Origin of the sequence: Geobacillus sp. CAMR5420, from assembly GCF_000691465.1 — a bacterium.
GTDB lineage: Bacteria > Bacillota > Bacilli > Bacillales > Anoxybacillaceae > Geobacillus > Geobacillus thermoleovorans.
In genome coordinates this window covers 149,592-168,761 of the sequence record NZ_JHUS01000039.1, presented here as the reverse complement: position 1 = coordinate 168,761, position 19,170 = coordinate 149,592, and the positions used below count along the sequence as shown (strand labels likewise).

At 50.1% G+C, this 19,170-nt stretch carries 15 protein-coding genes; 14 read left to right on the top strand and 1 reads right to left on the bottom strand.

Features of this window, described 5'->3' with window-relative positions; all coding sequences use genetic code 11:
* Positions 1 to 193: 193 nt before the first annotated feature.
* The 8 genes from DI44_RS07350 to DI44_RS07385 all read left to right on the top strand — a co-directional run bounded on the left by DI44_RS07350 (position 194) and on the right by DI44_RS07385 (position 10,654).
* Positions 194 to 1,906, top strand: coding sequence for an ABC transporter substrate-binding protein (locus tag DI44_RS07350; RefSeq protein ID WP_128723152.1), 1,713 nt, complete (start codon positions 194 to 196; stop codon positions 1,904 to 1,906).
* 196 nt (positions 1,907 to 2,102) lie between these two features.
* Positions 2,103 to 3,056, top strand: coding sequence for a sugar ABC transporter permease (locus tag DI44_RS07355; RefSeq protein WP_241766383.1), 954 nt, complete (start codon positions 2,103 to 2,105; stop codon positions 3,054 to 3,056).
* Between the two features lie 56 nt (positions 3,057 to 3,112).
* A complete protein-coding gene (locus tag DI44_RS07360) occupies positions 3,113 to 4,015 on the top strand; it encodes a carbohydrate ABC transporter permease (protein ID WP_033025508.1) in 903 nt (300 codons plus the stop codon).
* Between the two features lie 332 nt (positions 4,016 to 4,347).
* Positions 4,348 to 5,955, top strand: coding sequence for a glycoside hydrolase family 43 protein (locus DI44_RS07365; protein ID WP_033025491.1), 1,608 nt, complete (start codon positions 4,348 to 4,350; stop codon positions 5,953 to 5,955).
* A gap of 91 nt (positions 5,956 to 6,046) precedes the next feature.
* The gene (gene xylA / locus DI44_RS07370; protein WP_033025489.1) at positions 6,047 to 7,384 is read left to right on the top strand and encodes a xylose isomerase; all 1,338 of its coding nucleotides are present in this window, start codon (positions 6,047 to 6,049) and stop codon (positions 7,382 to 7,384) included.
* Between the two features lie 13 nt (positions 7,385 to 7,397).
* On the top strand, positions 7,398 to 8,897 hold the full coding sequence (xylB, locus tag DI44_RS07375; RefSeq protein WP_033025486.1) for a xylulokinase: 1,500 nt from the start codon (positions 7,398 to 7,400) through the stop codon (positions 8,895 to 8,897).
* A gap of 115 nt (positions 8,898 to 9,012) precedes the next feature.
* Entirely contained in the window at positions 9,013 to 9,315 is a 303-nt protein-coding gene (locus DI44_RS07380; protein WP_033025484.1) for a hypothetical protein, read from the top strand.
* A gap of 304 nt (positions 9,316 to 9,619) precedes the next feature.
* Positions 9,620 to 10,654 (top strand): nitronate monooxygenase, encoded by a 1,035-nt coding sequence (locus DI44_RS07385; protein ID WP_033025483.1) that lies wholly within the window; start codon positions 9,620 to 9,622, stop codon positions 10,652 to 10,654.
* A gap of 22 nt (positions 10,655 to 10,676) precedes the next feature.
* Here the strand turns inward: DI44_RS07385 and DI44_RS07390 are convergent, their stop codons facing one another.
* Positions 10,677 to 12,377: a sigma 54-interacting transcriptional regulator gene (locus DI44_RS07390; protein ID WP_081823183.1), complete on the bottom strand. Its 1,701-nt coding sequence runs from the start codon at positions 12,375 to 12,377 to the stop codon at positions 10,677 to 10,679.
* 394 nt (positions 12,378 to 12,771) lie between these two features.
* Between DI44_RS07390 and DI44_RS07395 the strand changes: the two genes are divergently transcribed.
* The 6 genes from DI44_RS07395 (at position 12,772) to nirD (ending at position 19,168) form a co-directional block, all read left to right on the top strand.
* Complete coding sequence (locus tag DI44_RS07395; RefSeq protein WP_033025506.1) at positions 12,772 to 13,620, top strand: N-acyl homoserine lactonase family protein; 849 nt, start codon at positions 12,772 to 12,774, stop codon at positions 13,618 to 13,620.
* Positions 13,621 to 13,638: 18 nt separating this feature from the next.
* Positions 13,639 to 14,826, top strand: coding sequence for an iron-containing alcohol dehydrogenase (locus DI44_RS07400; protein WP_033025482.1), 1,188 nt, complete (start codon positions 13,639 to 13,641; stop codon positions 14,824 to 14,826).
* 222 nt (positions 14,827 to 15,048) lie between these two features.
* Positions 15,049 to 15,450 carry a thioesterase family protein gene (locus tag DI44_RS07405; protein ID WP_011231360.1) on the top strand — a complete coding sequence of 134 codons (402 nt, stop codon included), beginning with the start codon at positions 15,049 to 15,051 and terminating at the stop codon, positions 15,448 to 15,450.
* Positions 15,451 to 15,468: 18 nt separating this feature from the next.
* A complete protein-coding gene (locus DI44_RS07410) occupies positions 15,469 to 15,873 on the top strand; it encodes a DnaA N-terminal domain-containing protein (protein ID WP_025950747.1) in 405 nt (134 codons plus the stop codon).
* A 344-nt stretch (positions 15,874 to 16,217) separates the two neighbouring features.
* A complete protein-coding gene (gene nirB, locus DI44_RS07415; protein ID WP_033025481.1) occupies positions 16,218 to 18,644 on the top strand; it encodes a nitrite reductase large subunit NirB in 2,427 nt (808 codons plus the stop codon).
* 221 nt (positions 18,645 to 18,865) lie between these two features.
* Entirely contained in the window at positions 18,866 to 19,168 is a 303-nt protein-coding gene (gene nirD / locus DI44_RS07420) for a nitrite reductase small subunit NirD (RefSeq protein WP_033008815.1), read from the top strand.
* The last annotated feature ends 2 nt before the right edge of the window (positions 19,169 to 19,170 follow it).

Below are 19,170 nucleotides of genomic sequence, written 5' to 3'. Positions count from 1 at the left end.
CATTGGTTGCCCTTCTTGTCACCACCACAGCTGCTAGGTGACAACGATGGAACAGGGGAGATCGGAACTTGTTGATTACAACTGCCATCGTTCCATATCTTAACTTTTTTAAATATCGCCTTAAGTTTGTTAGGTTAAGAAAAAAGAAAAGCGATGTTACAATGGAAGCGATTACAAGAAAGGGGGCGAGATAATGGGCAATGGACAACTGATGATTAAAGGGGGGAGAGGAGTGAAAACAGCGCGAAAAAAAACGTGGGGAATCGTCTTTCTTTGCCTAATGATGATCGTAGCATTAGTGGGCTGTAAAGAAAGCGCAAGTGTGGACAATAAGGGAAATCCCTCATCAGCTGATGATAAGAAGCCATTTACTTTCACGTATTTTAACGCTGGAACATCAAAGAAGAACATCGAAGCCAATCAAACTAAAATCGGGAAAATATTTGAAGAGCAAACTGGGGTTAACGTCAAAATGGAATTTTTGGTGGGGGATATTAACACGAAAATTGGTACTATGATTGCCAGCGGGCAATATCCTGACGTATTGGTTCCGGATATTGCAATCGACAAGGTTCTCGATGCTAAGGCATTTATTCCTTTGAACGATCTGATTGATAAGTACGCTCCTAACTTAAAGAAATTATATGGTCCTTATTTGGAACAATTAAAGGCTGAAGACGGCAAGATTTATTTCCTGCCGTTTGGAGTTAATCACGGATATATTCCGAATCCTGACATTGATCAAGGAGCGTTTTGGATTCAACGCCGGGTGCTTAAAGAATTTGGCTATCCGAAGATTAAAACATTGGACGAATACTTTGACTTGATTGCCAAGTATAAGGAGAAGCATCCGGAAACAGATGGGAAACCAACGATTGGCTTTACTGCTTTAACTTATGACTGGCGGTTTTTCGTCATTTCTAACCCTCCTGCTCATTTGGCTGGATATCCGAATGACGGTGAAGTTATTGTCGACATGAAAACGCATGAGGCTAAGGTATATGGAAATGGGGAATATACGAAACGGTGGCTGAAAAAGCTCAATGAGATCAATGCGGCTGGGTTGTTCGATAAGGAAGCGTTTGTTTCAAATTATGATGAATATTTGGCAAAAATTGCCTCTGGCCGTGTGTTAGGATTTTTTGATTACGGATGGCAAGTCAACCAAGCACTGAACTCATTGCTGCAGGCAGGAAATGATGACTTGCGTTACATGCCGTTGCCAATCGTTTTTGACAAAAATATCAAGGATCAATATATTGATCCGCCGTCTTTCGCATCGAATCGCGGTATCGGGATTACAGTCAGCGCCAAAGATCCTGTTCGCATCATCAAATATTTCGATAATATGGCGAAAGAAGAAAATCAGAAGCTGATGACATGGGGAATCAAAGGGGAAACGTATGAAGTGGATGAGAAAGGGCGTTTCTATCGAACACCAGAACAAATCAAGAAGACGTCCGATGAACAGTTCCGTGAACAGTTTGGCTTCTCGTATTTTGAGTGGTATTGGCCGCGCGGCAACGGGGTGTTCTCGGATGGAAATGCGTGGGAGCCGCGCCGGCAGCCGGAAGTTGCCCAAGCTAGCTATACAGAAGGGGATAAGAAAATCTTAGCGGCCTATGGGGCAAAAGTATTTTCTGATTTATTTGCCAAACCGGATGAGCGGCCTTGGTATCCGGCGTGGAGTGCGCCCATCAAACAAGGTTCTCCGGCTCAAATTTATCAGCAAAAGAAACAAGATTTACAGAGAAAGTATTTCCCAAAATTGGTGCTTGATCCGCCAAGCAAGTTCGAGAAAAACTGGAAAGAATATGTGAAGGAATACAATAAATTAGATATTAAAGCATTTGAAGATGAAATCACAAAATATGTAAAAATGAAAGTTGAACAGAGCCAGAAATGAGAGAAAAACGGATCAGTCTGGGCCGGTCGGCTGTGAATATATAGTTGGCCGTGCCCTTCTTTTCTGAAAAAGGAGGATGTAAGGGATTTTGTCGAAAAATATTTTTTGGACACCCCTGAGAGGCCGCAAAGCCTTGATACATCAACATTTCTAGAGGGAGGAAGGAAAAGTGGAGATTGAAAAGCATATAAAAACTATCACACCGGCCCCCGCTGCAGTGGAATCCCACTTATCTAAACGGAAAAACATCTGGAAAAAAATAGTGCAGCAAAAAACATTGATTTTGATGAGCTTTCCGTTTTTGATTTGGTTATTTATTTTTAAATATTTGCCGCTGTGGGGGTGGACCATCGCTTTCCAAGATTATCGCCCCGGCTTGCCGTTCAGTGAACAAGAATGGGTCGGATGGAAGCACTTTCTTTTTCTTTTTCAAGATGAGGCCTTTTTTCGAGTGTTGCGGAATACGTTAGCGATGAGCATCATCAACCTCGTTCTCGGATTTGTGACGGCTATTACGTTAGCGATTTTATTAAATGAGTTGCGCAATGGAAAATTTAAGCGAATTGTTCAAACGATTAGCTATATGCCGCACTTTTTATCGTGGGTCGTTGCGGCGAGCATCATTTCCTACGCTTTGTCATTAGAAAATGGCATTGTCAACATTGTTTTGCAAAAATTGCATGTTATTGACGAACCGATTTTATGGCTAGGGGTTGGAGAGTATTTCTGGGGAATCATTGGCGCCTCAGAAGTGTGGAAAAACCTAGGGTGGAACACCATTATTTATTTAGCGGCGATCGCCATGATTGATCCAGAACAGTATGAGGCGGCGGAAATCGACGGAGCTTCTCGCTTGCAACGCATTTTTTATATTACACTTCCTTCTTTAAAGCCTACGATTGTCATTTTGTTGATTATGAATTTAGGGAATATTTTGGAGACCGGGTTTGAACCCCAATATTTGTTAGGGAATCCGATGAACCTCGATTATTCAGAAAATATCGACATTTTTGTGCTGAAGTATGGTATCGCTATGGGGAATTTTGCTTTGGCTACTGCTGCTGGGATTTTTAAAACCGTTGTCAGTTTTATCTTTCTGTTTAGCGCAAATTATATTGCTAAACGTTTGGGACAGGCTAGATTGTTTTAAGAAGATGATTTTGTTAGGGGGAAAGGAGATTGAAGCAGATAGTGAAAAGGTGGAGGATGCGTTATGCGTCATGGGGAGATATGGTTTTTGATGTTTGCAACTATAGTTTAATGCTCGTTCTTTGTGTCGTTATGCTTTATCCGATGTTGAATACATTGGCCATTTCTTTAAACGATGCCAATGACGCGATTCGAGGGGGGATTTATCTTTGGCCTCGGGAGTTTACACTTTATAACTACAAATATGTGTTAAAGGAAAATACGCTACTTAATGCGTTGCTCATTTCGGTTTTAAGGACCGTTTTAGGCACCGCCATCTCTGTTTTCTGTACAGCGATGGTGGCTTATGTCATCAGCCGGCCGGAATTTGTTTTTCGTAAGTTTGTCACGATTGCTTTTATCTTGACCATGTATTTTAATGGGGGGTTAATTCCTACCTATTTGCTGATGAGGGATCTCCATCTGATCGGGACGTTTTGGGTATATATTATTCCAGGCATTATTGGGGTCTTTAATTTGATTGTGATCCGTTCATTTATTGAAGGCTTGCCGAACAGCCTGATCGAATCGGCACGGATTGACGGAGCAGGGGAATTTCGGATATTTCTTCAGATTGTATTGCCCCTTTCCTTGCCTGTGCTGGCCACAGTTTCCTTGTTTGTGGCCGTGTATCAATGGAACTCTTGGTTCGATGTTTTTCTCTATAATTCTTCCAACCCCAATTTAAGCACCTTGCAATATGAATTAATGAAGATTTTGCAAAACACGAATGCAACGATGTCTGGAAAAACAGCGGCTGATGCATTTGCGAATGCTCATGCGGATGCCAACACTGTCACTCCATCATCCATTCGGGCCACAATGACCATTATCGCCAGTGTTCCGATCATCCTTGTCTATCCGTTTTTGCAAAAATACTTTATTAAAGGATTGACACTGGGAGGAGTGAAGGGGGAATAAATCTAATCAGTCAATGTTTCGGCGAGAAGGGCGATGAAAAACAACAGATTTACTCAACTTGTTGGAAATCAAAAGGAATAAACGGATGGTGTGACAAGGTTTTTCCATTTCGGAAACCATGCTGGACAGACGTGTTTTCCTTTAAATCATCGGTCTCCTAGAAGGCTGCGGAACACAGCGCTAGTTCGCTGAACAGCAGGATTCGCCAAAACGTCGATTCTTCGTTTAGGCTGAAAATGATTGCTCCCAGCCAAATGATTTTCACAAACGGAAAGCGGTACCAGGTTCTCTCATTGAAAGCAGAAATGGCAGGAAAAGAGAGGGGAGAGAAAATGTTGAAAATCAAAAACCCTATCTTAACCGGCTTCCATCCCGATCCATCCATTTGCCGGGTGGGAGATGACTATTACATTGCCGTTTCAACGTTCGAATGGTTCCCGGGGGTGAGAATTTATCATTCGAAAGATTTAAAGAATTGGCGTTTGGTGGCGCGGCCATTGAATCGGTTAAGCCAATTGAATATGATCGGAAACCCGGATTCCGGGGGCGTTTGGGCGCCGCATTTGTCGTACAGCGACGGGAAGTTTTGGCTCATTTATACCGATGTGAAAGTTGTCGAAGGCCAGTGGAAGGATGGTCATAACTATCTTGTGACGTGCGACACGATCGATGGCGAGTGGTCGGACCCGATTTATTTAAACAGCTCTGGATTTGATCCATCTCTTTTTCACGATGAGGACGGAAGAAAATACTTGGTGAATATGTATTGGGATCACCGGGTCGGCCATCATCCGTTTTACGGGATTGTGCTTCAAGAATACAGTGTGGAACAGAAAAAATTGGTTGGCGAGCCGAAGATCATCTTCAAAGGAACGGACTTAAGAATTACAGAAGGGCCGCATTTGTATAAAATCAATGGTTATTATTATTTATTGACGGCGGAAGGGGGAACGCGGTACAACCATGCGGCGACGATTGCCCGGTCGCTCTCTCTCTATGGTCCGTATGAGGTGCATCCGGATAATCCGCTGATTACGTCTTGGCTTTACCCGCGCAATCCGCTGCAAAAGGCCGGCCATGCGTCGATTGTCCATACTCATACGGACGAATGGTTTCTTGTTCATTTAACTGGTCGGCCGTTGCCAAGAGAAGGGCAGCCGCTGCTCGAACACCGTGGCTATTGTCCGCTCGGACGTGAAACGGCGATTCAGCGGCTTGAATGGAAAGATGGATGGCCTTATGTGATCGGAGGAAACGAGCCTTCGTTAGAAATCGACGGGCCGAACGTTGAGGAAGTTCCGTGGGAAAAAGACTACGATGAAAAAGATGATTTTGATGGTGATACATTAAACCACCATTTTCAAACATTACGAATTCCTTTAGGGGAAGACATCGCTACCTTAAAGGCTCGTCCGGGACATTTGCGGCTGTACGGAAGAGAGTCGCTTACTTCCCGGTTTACACAGGCGTTTGTCGCCAGACGATGGCAGCACTTTCATTTTGTTGCCGAGACGAAAGTGTCCTTTCGCCCCACAACCTTTCAGCAATCGGCTGGTCTAGTAAACTATTACAATACGCAAAACTGGACGACGCTTCAAATCACATGGCATGAGGAAAAAGGACGGATTCTTGAATTGATGTCATGCGATCATCTCGTGGTTGATCAACCGTTGCGGGGACGGGAGATTGTCGTTCCTGATGACATCGAGTATGTGTATTTACGGGTAACCGTGCAAGCGACAACGTACAAATACTCTTATTCTTTCGATGGAATGAATTGGATTGATCTTCCTGTCACGTTTGAATCATATAAACTGTCGGATGACTATATCAAAAGCCGGGCTGCGTTTACCGGAGCGTTTGTGGGCATGCATTGTCGGGACGGTTCGGGGCAAAACAACTATGCGGATTTTGACTATTTTTTGTACAAAGAATTATAGAATACTTTGTTTATATGATAGACAAACAATCATGAAAGCGTTATAATAAAACTGAAACAAATCATTCTCGCTTATTTAAGGAGGACTTGAAATGGCGTACTTCCCGAATATCGGCACCATTCCATATGAAGGACCGGAGTCGCGCAATCCGTTGGCGTTTAAGTTTTATAATCCGGAAGAAAAAGTCGGCGACAAAACAATGGAGGAGCATTTGCGCTTTTCGGTCGCCTATTGGCATACGTTCACGGGGGATGGATCGGATCCGTTTGGCGTCGGCAATATGATTCGCCCGTGGGACAAATACAGCGGGATGGATTTGGCGAAGGCGCGCGTCGAGGCGGCGTTTGAGCTGTTTGAAAAGCTGAACGTTCCGTTTTTCTGCTTCCATGACGTCGACATTGCGCCAGAAGGGGAAACGCTCAGCGAGACGTATAAAAACTTGGATGAAATCGTTGATATGATTGAAGAGTACATGAAAACAAGCAAAACGAAGCTGCTGTGGAATACGGCGAACTTGTTCAGCCATCCACGCTTCGTTCACGGGGCGGCGACATCGTGCAATGCTGATGTATTCGCCTATGCGGCGGCGAAAGTGAAAAAAGGGCTCGAGATCGCCAAACGGCTCGGAGCGGAAAACTACGTGTTTTGGGGCGGCCGGGAAGGTTATGAGACGCTCTTGAATACGGACATGAAACTGGAGCTTGACAACTTAGCCCGCTTCTTGCACATGGCGGTCGACTATGCGAAAGAAATCGGCTTTGACGGCCAGTTTTTGATCGAGCCGAAGCCGAAAGAGCCGACGAAGCATCAATACGATTTTGATGTGGCGACGGCGTTGGCGTTCTTGCAAACGTACGGGCTGAAAGATCATTTCAAATTCAATATTGAAGCGAACCATGCGACATTGGCCGGGCATACGTTTGAACATGAACTGCGCGTCGCCCGCATCCACGGCATGCTCGGTTCGGTCGATGCGAACCAAGGCGATACGCTGCTTGGCTGGGATACGGACGAATTCCCGACGGATTTATACGCTACGACGTTGGCGATGTATGAAATTTTGCAAAACGGCGGCCTTGGGCGCGGCGGCTTGAACTTTGACGCGAAAGTGCGGAGAGGCTCATTCGAACCGGAAGATTTGTTCTACGCTCATATCGCCGGGATGGACAGCTTTGCGATCGGTTTAAAAGTCGCCCATCGCTTGCTGGAAGACCGCGTGTTTGAACAGTTCATCGAAGAGCGGTACAAAAGCTATACGGAAGGCATTGGCCGCGAGATCGTCGAAGGAACGGCGGACTTCCACAAGCTGGAGCAATACGCGTTGCAGCTTGGCGAGATTCGCAATACGTCCGGCCGTCTCGAACGCTTGAAAACGCTGCTGAACCAATATTTGTTGGAAGTCAGCGTTCCGGGCGGATCTCGTTCGTGAAAGAGGGATGAGCGTGGAATATGTCATTGGCGTCGATTTAGGAACAAGTGCGGTGAAAGTGTTGCTTGTCGACCGCAATGGGCAAGTCAGAGGGGAATGGACCGAGTCCTATCCTCTCTACCAGCCGCATTCCGGCTATAGCGAGCAGCGCCCCGACGATTGGGTGGAAAAAACGATCGTCGCACTGCGCCGCGTCTGGGAGACGGCAGGCGTTTCTCCGGAGTCGATCGTGGGGCTTAGTTTTTCCGGACAGATGCACGGGCTTGTGCTGCTTGATGACGATGGGAATGTGGTGCGCAATGCGATTTTGTGGAATGATACGAGAACGACAGCACAGTGTCGGGACATTGAAGAAAAGGTCGGCCAAGACGCGCTGCTGGCAATCGCCAAAAACCAGGCGCTTGAAGGATTCACCTTGCCGAAGCTCCTTTGGGTGAAACAACACGAACCCGAGCTGTACGAGCGGGCGCGGGTGTTTTTGTTGCCGAAAGATTATGTCCGCTTCCGCTTGACCGGGCACATCGCGATGGATGTATCGGATGCGGCGGGGGCGTTGCTGTTGGATATCAAAACGAAAACGTGGAGCGAGGCGATCGCCCGGGCGGTCGGCGTCGATCTTTCGCTTTGCCCGCCGCTTGTTGAAGCGACGGCGTTCGTCGGGACGCTGCGCCCGGAGATTGCCGAGCAGACCGGGCTGCCGTCATCGGTGAAAGTGTTCGCCGGTGGGGCGGACAATGCGTGCGGCGCGGTTGGCGCGGGCATTTTGGCAGAAGGCCGCATGATGTCAAGCATCGGCACATCGGGTGTTGTGCTTGCCTATGAACAAAGCGGGGAAAAAGACTTCGCTGGACGAGTGCATTATTTCAACCATGCCGAGCCAAATGCTTACTATATCATGGGCGTGACGCTGGCGGCGGGCTACAGCTTTGACTGGTGGAAGCGGACGTTTGCGGAAGACGTGCCGTTTGCCGAGATCGTCCAGCGCGCTGCCGAGTCGCCGATCGGTGCGAACGGGTTGTTGTTTACGCCGTATTTGGTCGGCGAGCGGACGCCTTATGCGGACGCCGATATTCGCGGGTCGTTTATCGGCATCGACTCGCGGCAGACGAAATGGGATTTCGCCCGCGCGGTCATGGAAGGGATTACGTTCTCGCTCAACGAGTCGGTGGAGATCATCAAAGCGAGCGGCAAAACGATCGACTCGGTCGTCTCGATCGGCGGCGGGGCGAAAAGCGCCGAGTGGTTGCAAATCCAAGCCGATATTTTCGGCCTACCGGTGGAGAAGTTGAAAAGCGAACAAGGGCCGGGGCTCGGCGCCGCGGTGGTCGCAGCCTGCGGCGTCGGTTGGTTCGATTCGCTCAAGCAATGCGCGGATGCGTTCAAACAAGTCGAATCCGTCGTCGAACCGCGGCCGGATGCGGTCGCCCGGTACAAAGAGCTGTTTTCCATTTATCGAGAGATGTATCCGCACACAAAAGAGCTGGCCAAACGGTTAAAAGCGTTTCGGCCGTGACGACAAACTCCCTAAACCAGTGGATGGTTTGGGGAGTTTTTTGTTTGATCAAGCAATAAGGCAGGATGACCCGCCACGTTTGTCGAAAGGAGAACTTGAAAGGTGGAGATGAAACATGGACATTCGAAAAGAATTCGAACATCTTCAATATTTCTTTGACTCGTATTACAATCAGACGTTTTACAATGCTCAATTAGAAGAACAGTTTTTGCGATTTCTAGCGGATGAACCGGAGTGGGTGGTTCGTGCCTTGAAGTTGGAAGTAGAGAAACTCGAACGCATCCATCATCGCAGCGATACGGAGACATGGGCAAAAATCGAAGAACTTGTCCATGAAAACAGCATGCGCTATTTTTCGTTTGAGGATGGCAAAACGTTTATCAAAGTGGCCAGCCGTTTGTTAAAGGATATTGAGTAAAGGGACAAATCATGAACAAACAGCCTGTTTATTGGACGTCAGGTGACAGCGATTAGGCATGGATCGTATTGTTCGCTTTATGTTTCGATCGATTGATTGAACAACGGATAACACCTGTTCTTACCATATGTATGTGAGATGTTGAAAACGCGCCGCGTTGGCCGGACAGCTGTCGTTCATGGAGCGTGCAAAAGACATAGTCGGCGTAAAGATTGATTCGACAAAGGGGGAGGAAATCCGAGCACGAAGCGCGAAAAAATAGGAGAGGGGCAAAACGGTTTTAGCCGAAAGAAGGGAGATACGTATGTTCTCTACACTTCCCATCCCGATCATCCAAGCCCCGATGGCTGGCGGAGTGTCGACGCCTAAACTGGCGGCGGCGGTGTCGAACGCCGGAGGGCTTGGTTTTTTGGCCGGCGGGTACAAGACAGCGGAGGCCATGAGGAAGGAAATTCACAAGCTGCGGACGTTGACGGACCGGCCGTTTGGGGTGAATGTGTTTGTGCCGGGGGATAAAACAGTGGATGAAAAGGCGCTCGAACGCTACCGCGCCGTGCTCGAATCCGAGGCGGAGCGGCTTGGGGCGTCAGTCGGCGAGCCGAAATGGGATGACGACGACTGGGAGGCGAAGTTTGATGTGCTTCTTGAGGAGCGAGTGCCGGTTGTGAGCTTTACATTTGGTTGCCCGGACAAAGAAGTGATCGCTGCCTTGCAAAAGGCGGGATCGTTTGTGATCGTGACGGTCACGGCGGTGGAGGAAGCTGAAATGGCAGCCGAAGCTGGGGCGAATGCGCTTTGTGTGCAAGGGGAGGAAGCGGGCGGGCATCGGGCGTCGTTTGGCAACGATCCGGAACAGGATGAGGCGCTTGAGTTGTTTCCGCTGCTGGCCCGAGTGCGGGCGGCGGTTCGGATTCCGCTTGTGGCGGCGGGCGGGATCATGGATGGGCGCGGCATCGCGGCGGCGCTCAAAGCCGGGGCGAGCGTGGTGCAGCTCGGGACGGCGTTTTTGCGCTGCCCGGAAAGCGGGGCGCACCCGCTTCATAAACAGGCGCTTGCCGATCCGCGGTTTGTGGAGACGGCCGTGACGAGGGCGTTTACCGGCCGGCCGGCGCGCGGGCTTGTGAACCGGTTTATGGCGGAGTATCGCGCCTTGGCGCCGGCGGCGTATCCGCATGTGCACCATATGACGAAGCCGCTGCGCGCCGCATCCGCCAAGGCGGGCGACCCGGAGGGAATGTCGCTTTGGGCCGGGACGGGATATCGGCTGGCGCGGGAGCTTCCGGCCGCGGAGCTTGTCGAAGAGCTGAAGAGGGAGCTCGAGGAAGCTTGGCGGAAATGAGTGAAACGTCCGCGCTTGTCGGTTACGGCCGCGGACGTTTCGCTATTCCCCAACGCTGCAATTTTTTCACTAATGTCGAATGATCGATGCCGAGCTGTTCAGCCGCTTTGCGGAGCGATGGGGCAGCTTCGAGCGTTTCGAACACGAGCTGTTTTTCGTACTGTTCCACTTTTTCTTTCAGCGTCGATGCTGACGGTGACTCCATTTGACGGCGGATGTGGGACGGCAAGTCATCGGGTTCGATGCATCGGGACGGAACGGAGACGACTAAATTTTCCATTAGGTTTTTTAATTCGCGGACATTGCCGGGCCAATGGTATCGCTCCAGTACCGCTTTGGCTGCTGGCGACAGCTTCTTTGGAATGCGGTATTGTTCGCAGAAAAAGCTGAAATAATGGTCAAGGAGCGGCTCGATGTCCTGCGGGCGCTCGGACAGCGGTGGAACGTACAGTTCAACGACGTGAAGCCGGTAGTACAAGTCGGCGCGAAACAGGCCGGCTTCCATTTGCTTTTGAAGGTCTTGGTTGGTGGCGGCAATGACGCGGACATCGAGCGCTTTCGCTTTACGGCCGCCGATGCGCTGTATTCTTTTTTCCTGAAGAACGCGCAACAGCTTCACTTGCAAGGAAAGCGGCATTTCTCCAATTTCATCAAGCAAAATCGTGCCGCCATCGGCAAGTTCAAACAAACCGATTTTGCCGCCGGCTTGGGCGCCGGTGAACGCCCCTTTTTCATAGCCGAACAGCTCTGACTCAAGCAACGATTCAGGAATCGCCGCGCAGTTGACTTTAATGAAGGGAGCGTCTTTGCGTGGGCTGAGATAATGGATCAAATTAGCGATCACTTCTTTGCCGACGCCGGACGGGCCGGTCAATAACACCGTTGTTGGGTAGGCTGCGATTTGCATTACTTTGTCGATGAGTGTTTTCATGGCCGGGCTGCGGCAAATCATGGCCTCCTCACGGTTGTCGACGGAGAACGTATAACGATGCTGGTTGAGCTGTGAAAAACTTTTGGCTTTTTCCAACTCAAGCTTCAGCTTGTTCAGTTCCGAGATGTCGCGGACGCTCGTGACCACCATCTCGATGTCTCCTTGTTCGTTGAATACTGGATTTCCAGTGACGATGACATCTTTTTTTCCGCCAATGGTCTGCAACATGGAAATACGTTGCTTTTGCTTTAAAACGAGCAAAGATACGGATTGATCGAAATAGCCTTCACGAACGAGTTCCTCCATATGCCGGCCAATCAGCTCCTCACGCCGAAATCCAGTGATTTGTTCATAAGCGGAGTTGACCATAAGCGTTATGCCGTTGCCGTCAACGACATAGATGCCATCTGTTGAGAATTCGATAATTGTTTCCATTTGTTTGGAAAGTTGACGGTAATGTTCGATTTCATTGAAATCTTGCAAAACAGCAACTGCACCGGCTAATTCACCGTTTTCATAAAAAGGAGTGCGATTGACAAGAAAGGTGCGTCCGTGAATGATCGCTTCTGTCCCGATCATTCGTTCCCCTGTTTTGGCTACATGTGGGAGCTTTGTTTCGGGCAACAGGGCAAAGATGTCTTTGCCTTTCCACTCTTCTCCTTCGAGGTGAAGCAGTTGTTTTGCTGCGTCATTGAGAAAGACAATCTGGTTATATCGATCAATGACGATGACGCCGTTATGAAACGAGGAAAGAAGAGATTGCATCCATTCCTGATTCATCGTGGTATTCAATAAGAATCCCCCTTTTTTTCGATTGGTGAAAATAATCACCGACTGGTGAAAACGGTAACAATATGCTTATTTCAACAGAGTTGTCATCTTTTCCTTCTCTGCAATGGTGATTTTTTTCGTTGAAATATGAATGTAGGGTCATAAAACATTTGAGTCGACTGCTTTTTGGTTATGTTCTTTTTATTAGACATGCCTTAGCTCGTTTTTCGGATGAAAGACTGCCAAATGGCCGATGGTGTCCGCGTTCCACCAGTCCTGTGGAGGGAGAGAGAAGGATTGTTATAACTTGTGTATGTCGTCAGCTATGGGGGTTGGCATACTGCTTGCGTAAATGAAAAAACAGGGGAAGGTGACAAGACCCCCTAATCAAATAATGATAGAGGAGGAAAAGATGATGACAAACATAGTTAAACCTCGCCCAAAGTTGTATGTCATGGATAATGGACGAATGAGGATGGACAAGAACTGGATGATTGCGATGCACAATCCGGCGACGATTCACAATCCGAATGCACAGACGGAGTTTGTGGAGTTTCCTATTTATACGGTTCTTATTGATCATCCGGAAGGAAAAATTTTGTTCGATACAGCCTGTAACCCGAATTCTATGGGTCCTCAAGGTAGATGGGCGGAAGCGACCCAGCAAATGTTCCCATGGAATGCCAGTGAAGAATGTTATTTGCACAATCGGTTAGAACAGTTAAGAGTCCGTCCAGAGGATATTCGTTATGTTGTTGCTTCTCATTTGCATTTAGACCATGCTGGATGTTTGGAAATGTTTACGAATGCGACGATTGTTGTCCATGAAGACGAGTTTAACGGTGCATTGCAATGTTATGCGAGAAACCAAAAAGAAGGAGCTTATATTTGGGCTGATATCGATGCATGGATTAAAAACAACTTGCAGTGGCGGACAGTAAAACGGCATGAGGATCAGATTTTGCTGGCAGAAGGGGTAAGAGTGTTAAACTTTGGAAGTGGTCATGCTTGGGGAATGTTGGGCCTTCATGTTGAACTGGCGGAAACGGGGAAAATAATCCTTGCCTCCGACGCGATTTACACAGCGGAAAATTATGGTCCTCCTGTTAAGCCGCCCGGTATTATTTACGATTCGCTCGGCTATGTGAATACCGTCGAACGAATTCGCCGCATTGCTCAAGAAACTAATTCTGAAATTTGGTTTGGTCATGATGCAGAACAATTTAGCCAATTTCGCAAATCCACAGAAGGATACTACGAATGAAAGAAAGGGGCAGTATTGATGACCGCATCCCGCATCGTCTTTCCGCCGCTCAGCTATGTCGGCTGGGGGGCGCTTGGCCAGTTAGTTCCAGAAGTAAAAAGGCTTGGGGCAAAACACGTGTTGGTGATCACCGATCCAGCGCTTGAAAAACTCGGTCTCGTCGAGCAAGTGGCATCTCCGCTCCGGCAAGCAGGGTGCAGCGTGCATGTATATACGGATGTTGTGCCGGAGCCGCCGCTTGAAACGGGGGAGAAGGCGGTGGCGTTTGTCCGCGACGGAGAGTTTGACCTTGTCATCGGCGTCGGCGGCGGCAGCGCGATGGATTTGGCGAAACTGGCCGCTGTTTTGGCCGTGCATGAAGGTTCGGTCGCCGATTATTTAAACTTGACGGGAACGAGAACACTTGAGAAAAAAGGATTGCCGAAAATATTGATTCCGACGACATCAGGCACCGGGTCGGAGGTGACGAACATCTCCGTATTGTCCTTAGAAACGACGAAAGACGTCGTGACGCATGACTATTTGTTGGCCGATGTGGCGATCGTCGACCCGCAACTCACTGTTTCTGTCCCGCCGCGGGTGACGGCGGCGACTGGGATCGATGCGCTCACCCATGCGGTCGAGGCGTACGTGTCGGTCAATGCGAGCCCGACGTCGGACGGCTTGGCGCTTCAGGCGATGCGCCTCATTGCCCGCTCATTGCGCAAGGCGGTGGAACATGGAGCGGACCAACAGGCGCGCACCGATATGGCGAACGGCAGCTACCTGGCTGGGTTGGCGTTTTTCAACGCCGGGGTGGCCGGCGTGCATGCGCTCGCTTATCCGCTTGGCGGACAGTTTCATATCGCCCATGGTGAATCGAACGCCGTGCTCTTGCCGTATGTGATGGGCTACATTCGCCAAAGCTGCACGAAACGAATGGCGGACATGTTAAACGCCCTTGGCGGCAACTCAAGCTTTTTATCAGAGGAGGAGGCGTCGCGCCGCTGCGTCGAGGAGCTTGAGCGCCTCGTCACCGATGTCGGCATCCCGAAGACGCTCGGCGGTTTTAGCATTCCGGAAAGCGCGTTAGAAAGTCTGACGAAAGACGCCGTCCAGCAAAAACGGCTGCTCGCCCGCAGCCCGATGCCGCTTTCGGAAGCCGACATCCGCGCGATTTATCAAGCAGCGTTTACAGGGACAATCGTCGAACCGGATAAAGGGTGAGGAGAAACAAACAGGGGCTGGTTCAGGCTCCTGTTTTTTCTTTGGCTGTTGGAAATAGGGTCTCACTTCTCAAGTTGGATCCCCCTTCCGCTCAAGGGGCGACGTTTTTCATGTTTTCTTGATGGTGAAGCAGGAATTTCCACATCGTGGAGCGAACACATATACATCAGCCGCCGAAATTCGACAAAAGACGATTCCAGTTCTTGTGGAGGAGGGGCGTTCGTGTTTACGACTGTCATTACGCCGCGCGTGTCAGAGACGGACGGCGTCGGCCATATTAACAATACGACCGTGCCCGTTTGGTTTGAAGCGGGGCGGCATGAAATTTTCAAGCTGTTTACACCTGACTTGTCATTCAAACGTTGGCGGATGGTGATCATCCGTATGGAAGTCGATTATGTCAACCAAATGTATTATGGGCAAGATGTGACCGTGTATACCGGCATTGAACGCATCGGCAACACAAGCCTCACGATTTATGAAGAAATCCACCAAAACGGTGTGGTCTGCGCGAAAGGGCGGTCGGTGTATGTCAATTTCAATTTTGACACCGGGCGGCCTGAACCGATTCCGGATGACATTCGGGCGAAATTGCGCGAACATGTATGGCAGCCAGGCGAGTAGACGAAAGGGGGTGAGTGTGTGAAGGAGCACCATCTTTGGGAACAAGTGAAAACGAAGCTTGCGCAAAAGCTGTCTGGGCCGTCGTTTGACACGTGGTTTGCCTCGACGTCGGCGACGGTGGATGACGATTGGCTCATCATCGAATGCCTCAACGACATTCAATGTGAATGGCTGCAAACAAGATACGGCGAACTCATCAGTGAAACCGTCCGCGAAGTGTTCGGCCGCGAGATGCGCATCTTCGTCTCTGTCCACGGCGAGCGGCAGAAAATCGAAGAGCGGCTCGAACAGCGATTCGGCGCTCCGATGACCTTCCGTCAATACGTCACCCGCCTTGAGCGGCAGATGGAGGAGCTGGAGCGGCGAATTGACCACTACGCGCGCATCATCGATGAACTGCTGGAATCCCGTCCGATTCACTGATGATCCCCTAATGAGCAACCTCCAATAAGAAGCGGCCTCCGCGCCATCAGCCGGGAGGCCGCTTTTTGTGCATCTTTTATGTTATAAAAAGTTACGCAATTGTAGTGAAACCGTATATTCCCTCTGATTTTTATGCGATCGTTCATATTTTTTGTTAAAATCATGTTATATAATCTAACATAAAAAATGCACACTTCGTTTTTGACGTGATATGATGGGCACAACCAAGGCAAAGGGGGAATGTGAGGGTGATGCGAACAAAAACAGTCGGATTATGGGAGATGCTGGTGATGACGATCCGGCTTTGGCTGCATCGATGACAAGAAGTATGGAGGGATGACGATATGAAACGAAAACTCGTGTTAATCGGCAACGGCATGGCGGGGGTTCGCTGCATCGAGGAGATTTTGAAACTTGACCGCGAGGCGTTTGAGATCACGATTTTTGGTAGCGAACCGCATCCGAACTATAACCGCATTTTGTTGTCGAAGGTGCTGCAAGGAGATACGCGCCTTGATGACATTACGTTGAACAGTTGGGAATGGTACGAACGAAACGGCATTCGGCTGTTTGTCGGCGAAACGGTGACGGAAGTCGACAGCGAGCGGCGGCTTGTCCGGACCGACCGTGGGCGGGTAGTCGAATACGATGAATTGATTTTCGCGACAGGGTCGAATCCGTTTATCTTGCCGGTGCCGGGGGCGGATTTGCCCGGGGTGACGGCGTTTCGTGACATCCAAGATTGCGAGCGGATGATCGAATATGCGAAGACATACAAAAAAGCGGCGGTCATCGGCGGCGGCCTGCTTGGCTTGGAGGCGGCGCGCGGGTTGCTTCACTTAGGGATGGATGTCGATGTCATCCATATTTTCGACTATTTGATGGAACGCCAGCTTGATCCGACCGCTTCGAAGCTGCTGCAGCGGGAGCTGGAGAAACAAGGAATGAACTTTTTGCTTCGCAAAGAGACGGCTGAATTGTTCGGCAACGGCCGTGTGGAAGGAGTGCGGTTTAAGGACGGTACGTCCATTGCCGCCGACTTGGTGGTGATGGCGGTCGGCATTCGTCCGAATGTTGATTTAGCGCGGAGAAGCGGCATTGAGGTGAATCGAGGAATCGTTGTCAATGACTACTTGGAAACGAGCGTGCCGCACATTTACGCGGTCGGTGAATGCGCGGAACATCGCGGTGTTGTGTATGGGCTCGTCGCTCCGCTTTATGAGCAGGGGAAAGTGCTGGCACAAGCGATTTGCGGCCGAAAAGGAAAGCCGTATGAAGGATCGGTCGTTGCGACTCAGCTGAAAGTGTCCGGTGTCGACGTGTTCTCGGCTGGTGAATTTATGGATGGCGAAGGGACGGAGTCGATCAAACTGTATGACGAAGCGCGCTCGGTGTACAAGAAAGTCGTCGTTCGCCAAGGGAAAATCGTTGGGGCGGTGCTGTTTGGCGACACGAGCGAAGGTCGAAAGCTGTTCGATATGATCCAGCGCGGCGATTCGGTTGAGGCGCTCTCGCTGTCGCTGTTTGCCCCAGCCGCTTTAGGCGGGAAGGGAAGCCTTGCGGCGGCGATGGCCGACACCGATGTGGTTTGCGGTTGCAACGGGGTGACAAAAGGCGCGATTTGTCAGGCGATTGCCGAACACGGGCTTAAGACGGTCGCCGAGGTGCGCGACTATACGAATGCGTCTCGCTCGTGCGGCGGATGCAAAGGGCTTGTCGCCGAGCTGCTTGAGCATATGCTTGGTGAGGAAGCGAATCGGTATGCGGTGAAAGAAACGATCTGCGGCTGCACGGACTTAAGCCGTGAGGAAGTGCTCGAGGCCATCGAACAAAGACGGTTGATGACGGTCAAAGAAGTCATGAGCGTATTGGGATGGAAAAACGAGGAAGGGTGTTCGAAATGCCGTCCGGCGCTCAATTATTACCTGGGCATGTTGTATCCGGGCGAGTACGATGAAGAAGCGGAATCGTTGTTTGTCAATGAGCGGCTGCACGCCAACATCCAGGCCGACGGCACGTACTCCGTTGTCCCGCGCATATATGGCGGGGTGACGACAGCCGAACAGCTGCGGAACATCGCTGATGTCGCGGAAAAATACAACGTGCCGATGATTAAGATCACCGGCGGGCAGCGCATTGACTTGCTTGGGGTGAAAAAAGAAGATTTGCCGCGCATTTGGGCCGATCTCGGCATGCCGTCAGGCTACGCCTACGCCAAGGCGCTGCGGACGGTGAAAACGTGCGTCGGCAAACAGTTTTGCCGCTTTGGCACGCAAGATTCAACCGGGCTTGGCATTCGGATGGAACAAACATTTGAGCGGCTGAAAACGCCGCATAAAGTGAAAATGGCCGTCTCCGCCTGCCCGCGCAACTGTGCGGAATCGGGCATTAAAGATGTCGGCGTCGTCGGCGTCGAGGGCGGATGGGAGATTTATGTCGGCGGCAACGGCGGCACCCATTTGCGTGCAGCTGACTTGCTTTGCACGGTCAAGACGGAAGACGAAGTGATCGAGATGACTGGTGCTTTTTTGCAATATTACCGCGAGTCCGCGCATTATTTGGAACGGACGTCCAAATGGGTCGAGCGCGTCGGGCTTGAGCATATCCGCGAAGTGTTGTTCGATGTGGAAACGCGCCGCGCGCTGCTTGAGCGGCTTCATAAAGCTCTTTCCGCGACAACAGATCCGTGGCGGGACATCGTCGAAAACGAGAGACTGCAGCAACTGTTGTTCCGCGATATCGGCGACAAAGAGCCGGTGCCGGTGGAATGAAGGGGGATGACGGCGGGCGGAAAAAGTTGATGTTCCGCCGCCTGGATTGATCATGGGTTAGGATCAATGCTGGAACGAAGAGAGGGAAATGATGGCCATCGTCCAGCCGGAAACGAGGTTTTCGTTTGCGAAACGACGATTTTACGTTGTTGTTCATGAAAGTTTGTAAAGGAATGGCCAAACAGGATCAGACATCGATGCAGGGGGAGGACGAAGAGAGGATGAAGGTGGAAGTGGGAACATTGGAACAGCTGCCGAAGCGGCTCGGAAAATGCGTGCGGGTCGGGAATCGTGAGCTGGCGTTGTTCCGGACGGGTGACGATCAAGTATTTGCCGTTGAAAACCGCTGTCCGCATCGAGGAGGCGATTTGTCACAAGGTATTGTGAGCGGCGAGTTTGTGTTTTGTCCGCTCCATGATTGGAAAATTTGCCTGAAAGACGGCCGGGTGCAGGCGCCGGATGAAGGGTGTGTCAAAACGTACCGCGCGGCGGTGAAAGACGGCTTGGTATATGTCGAGCTGTAGGA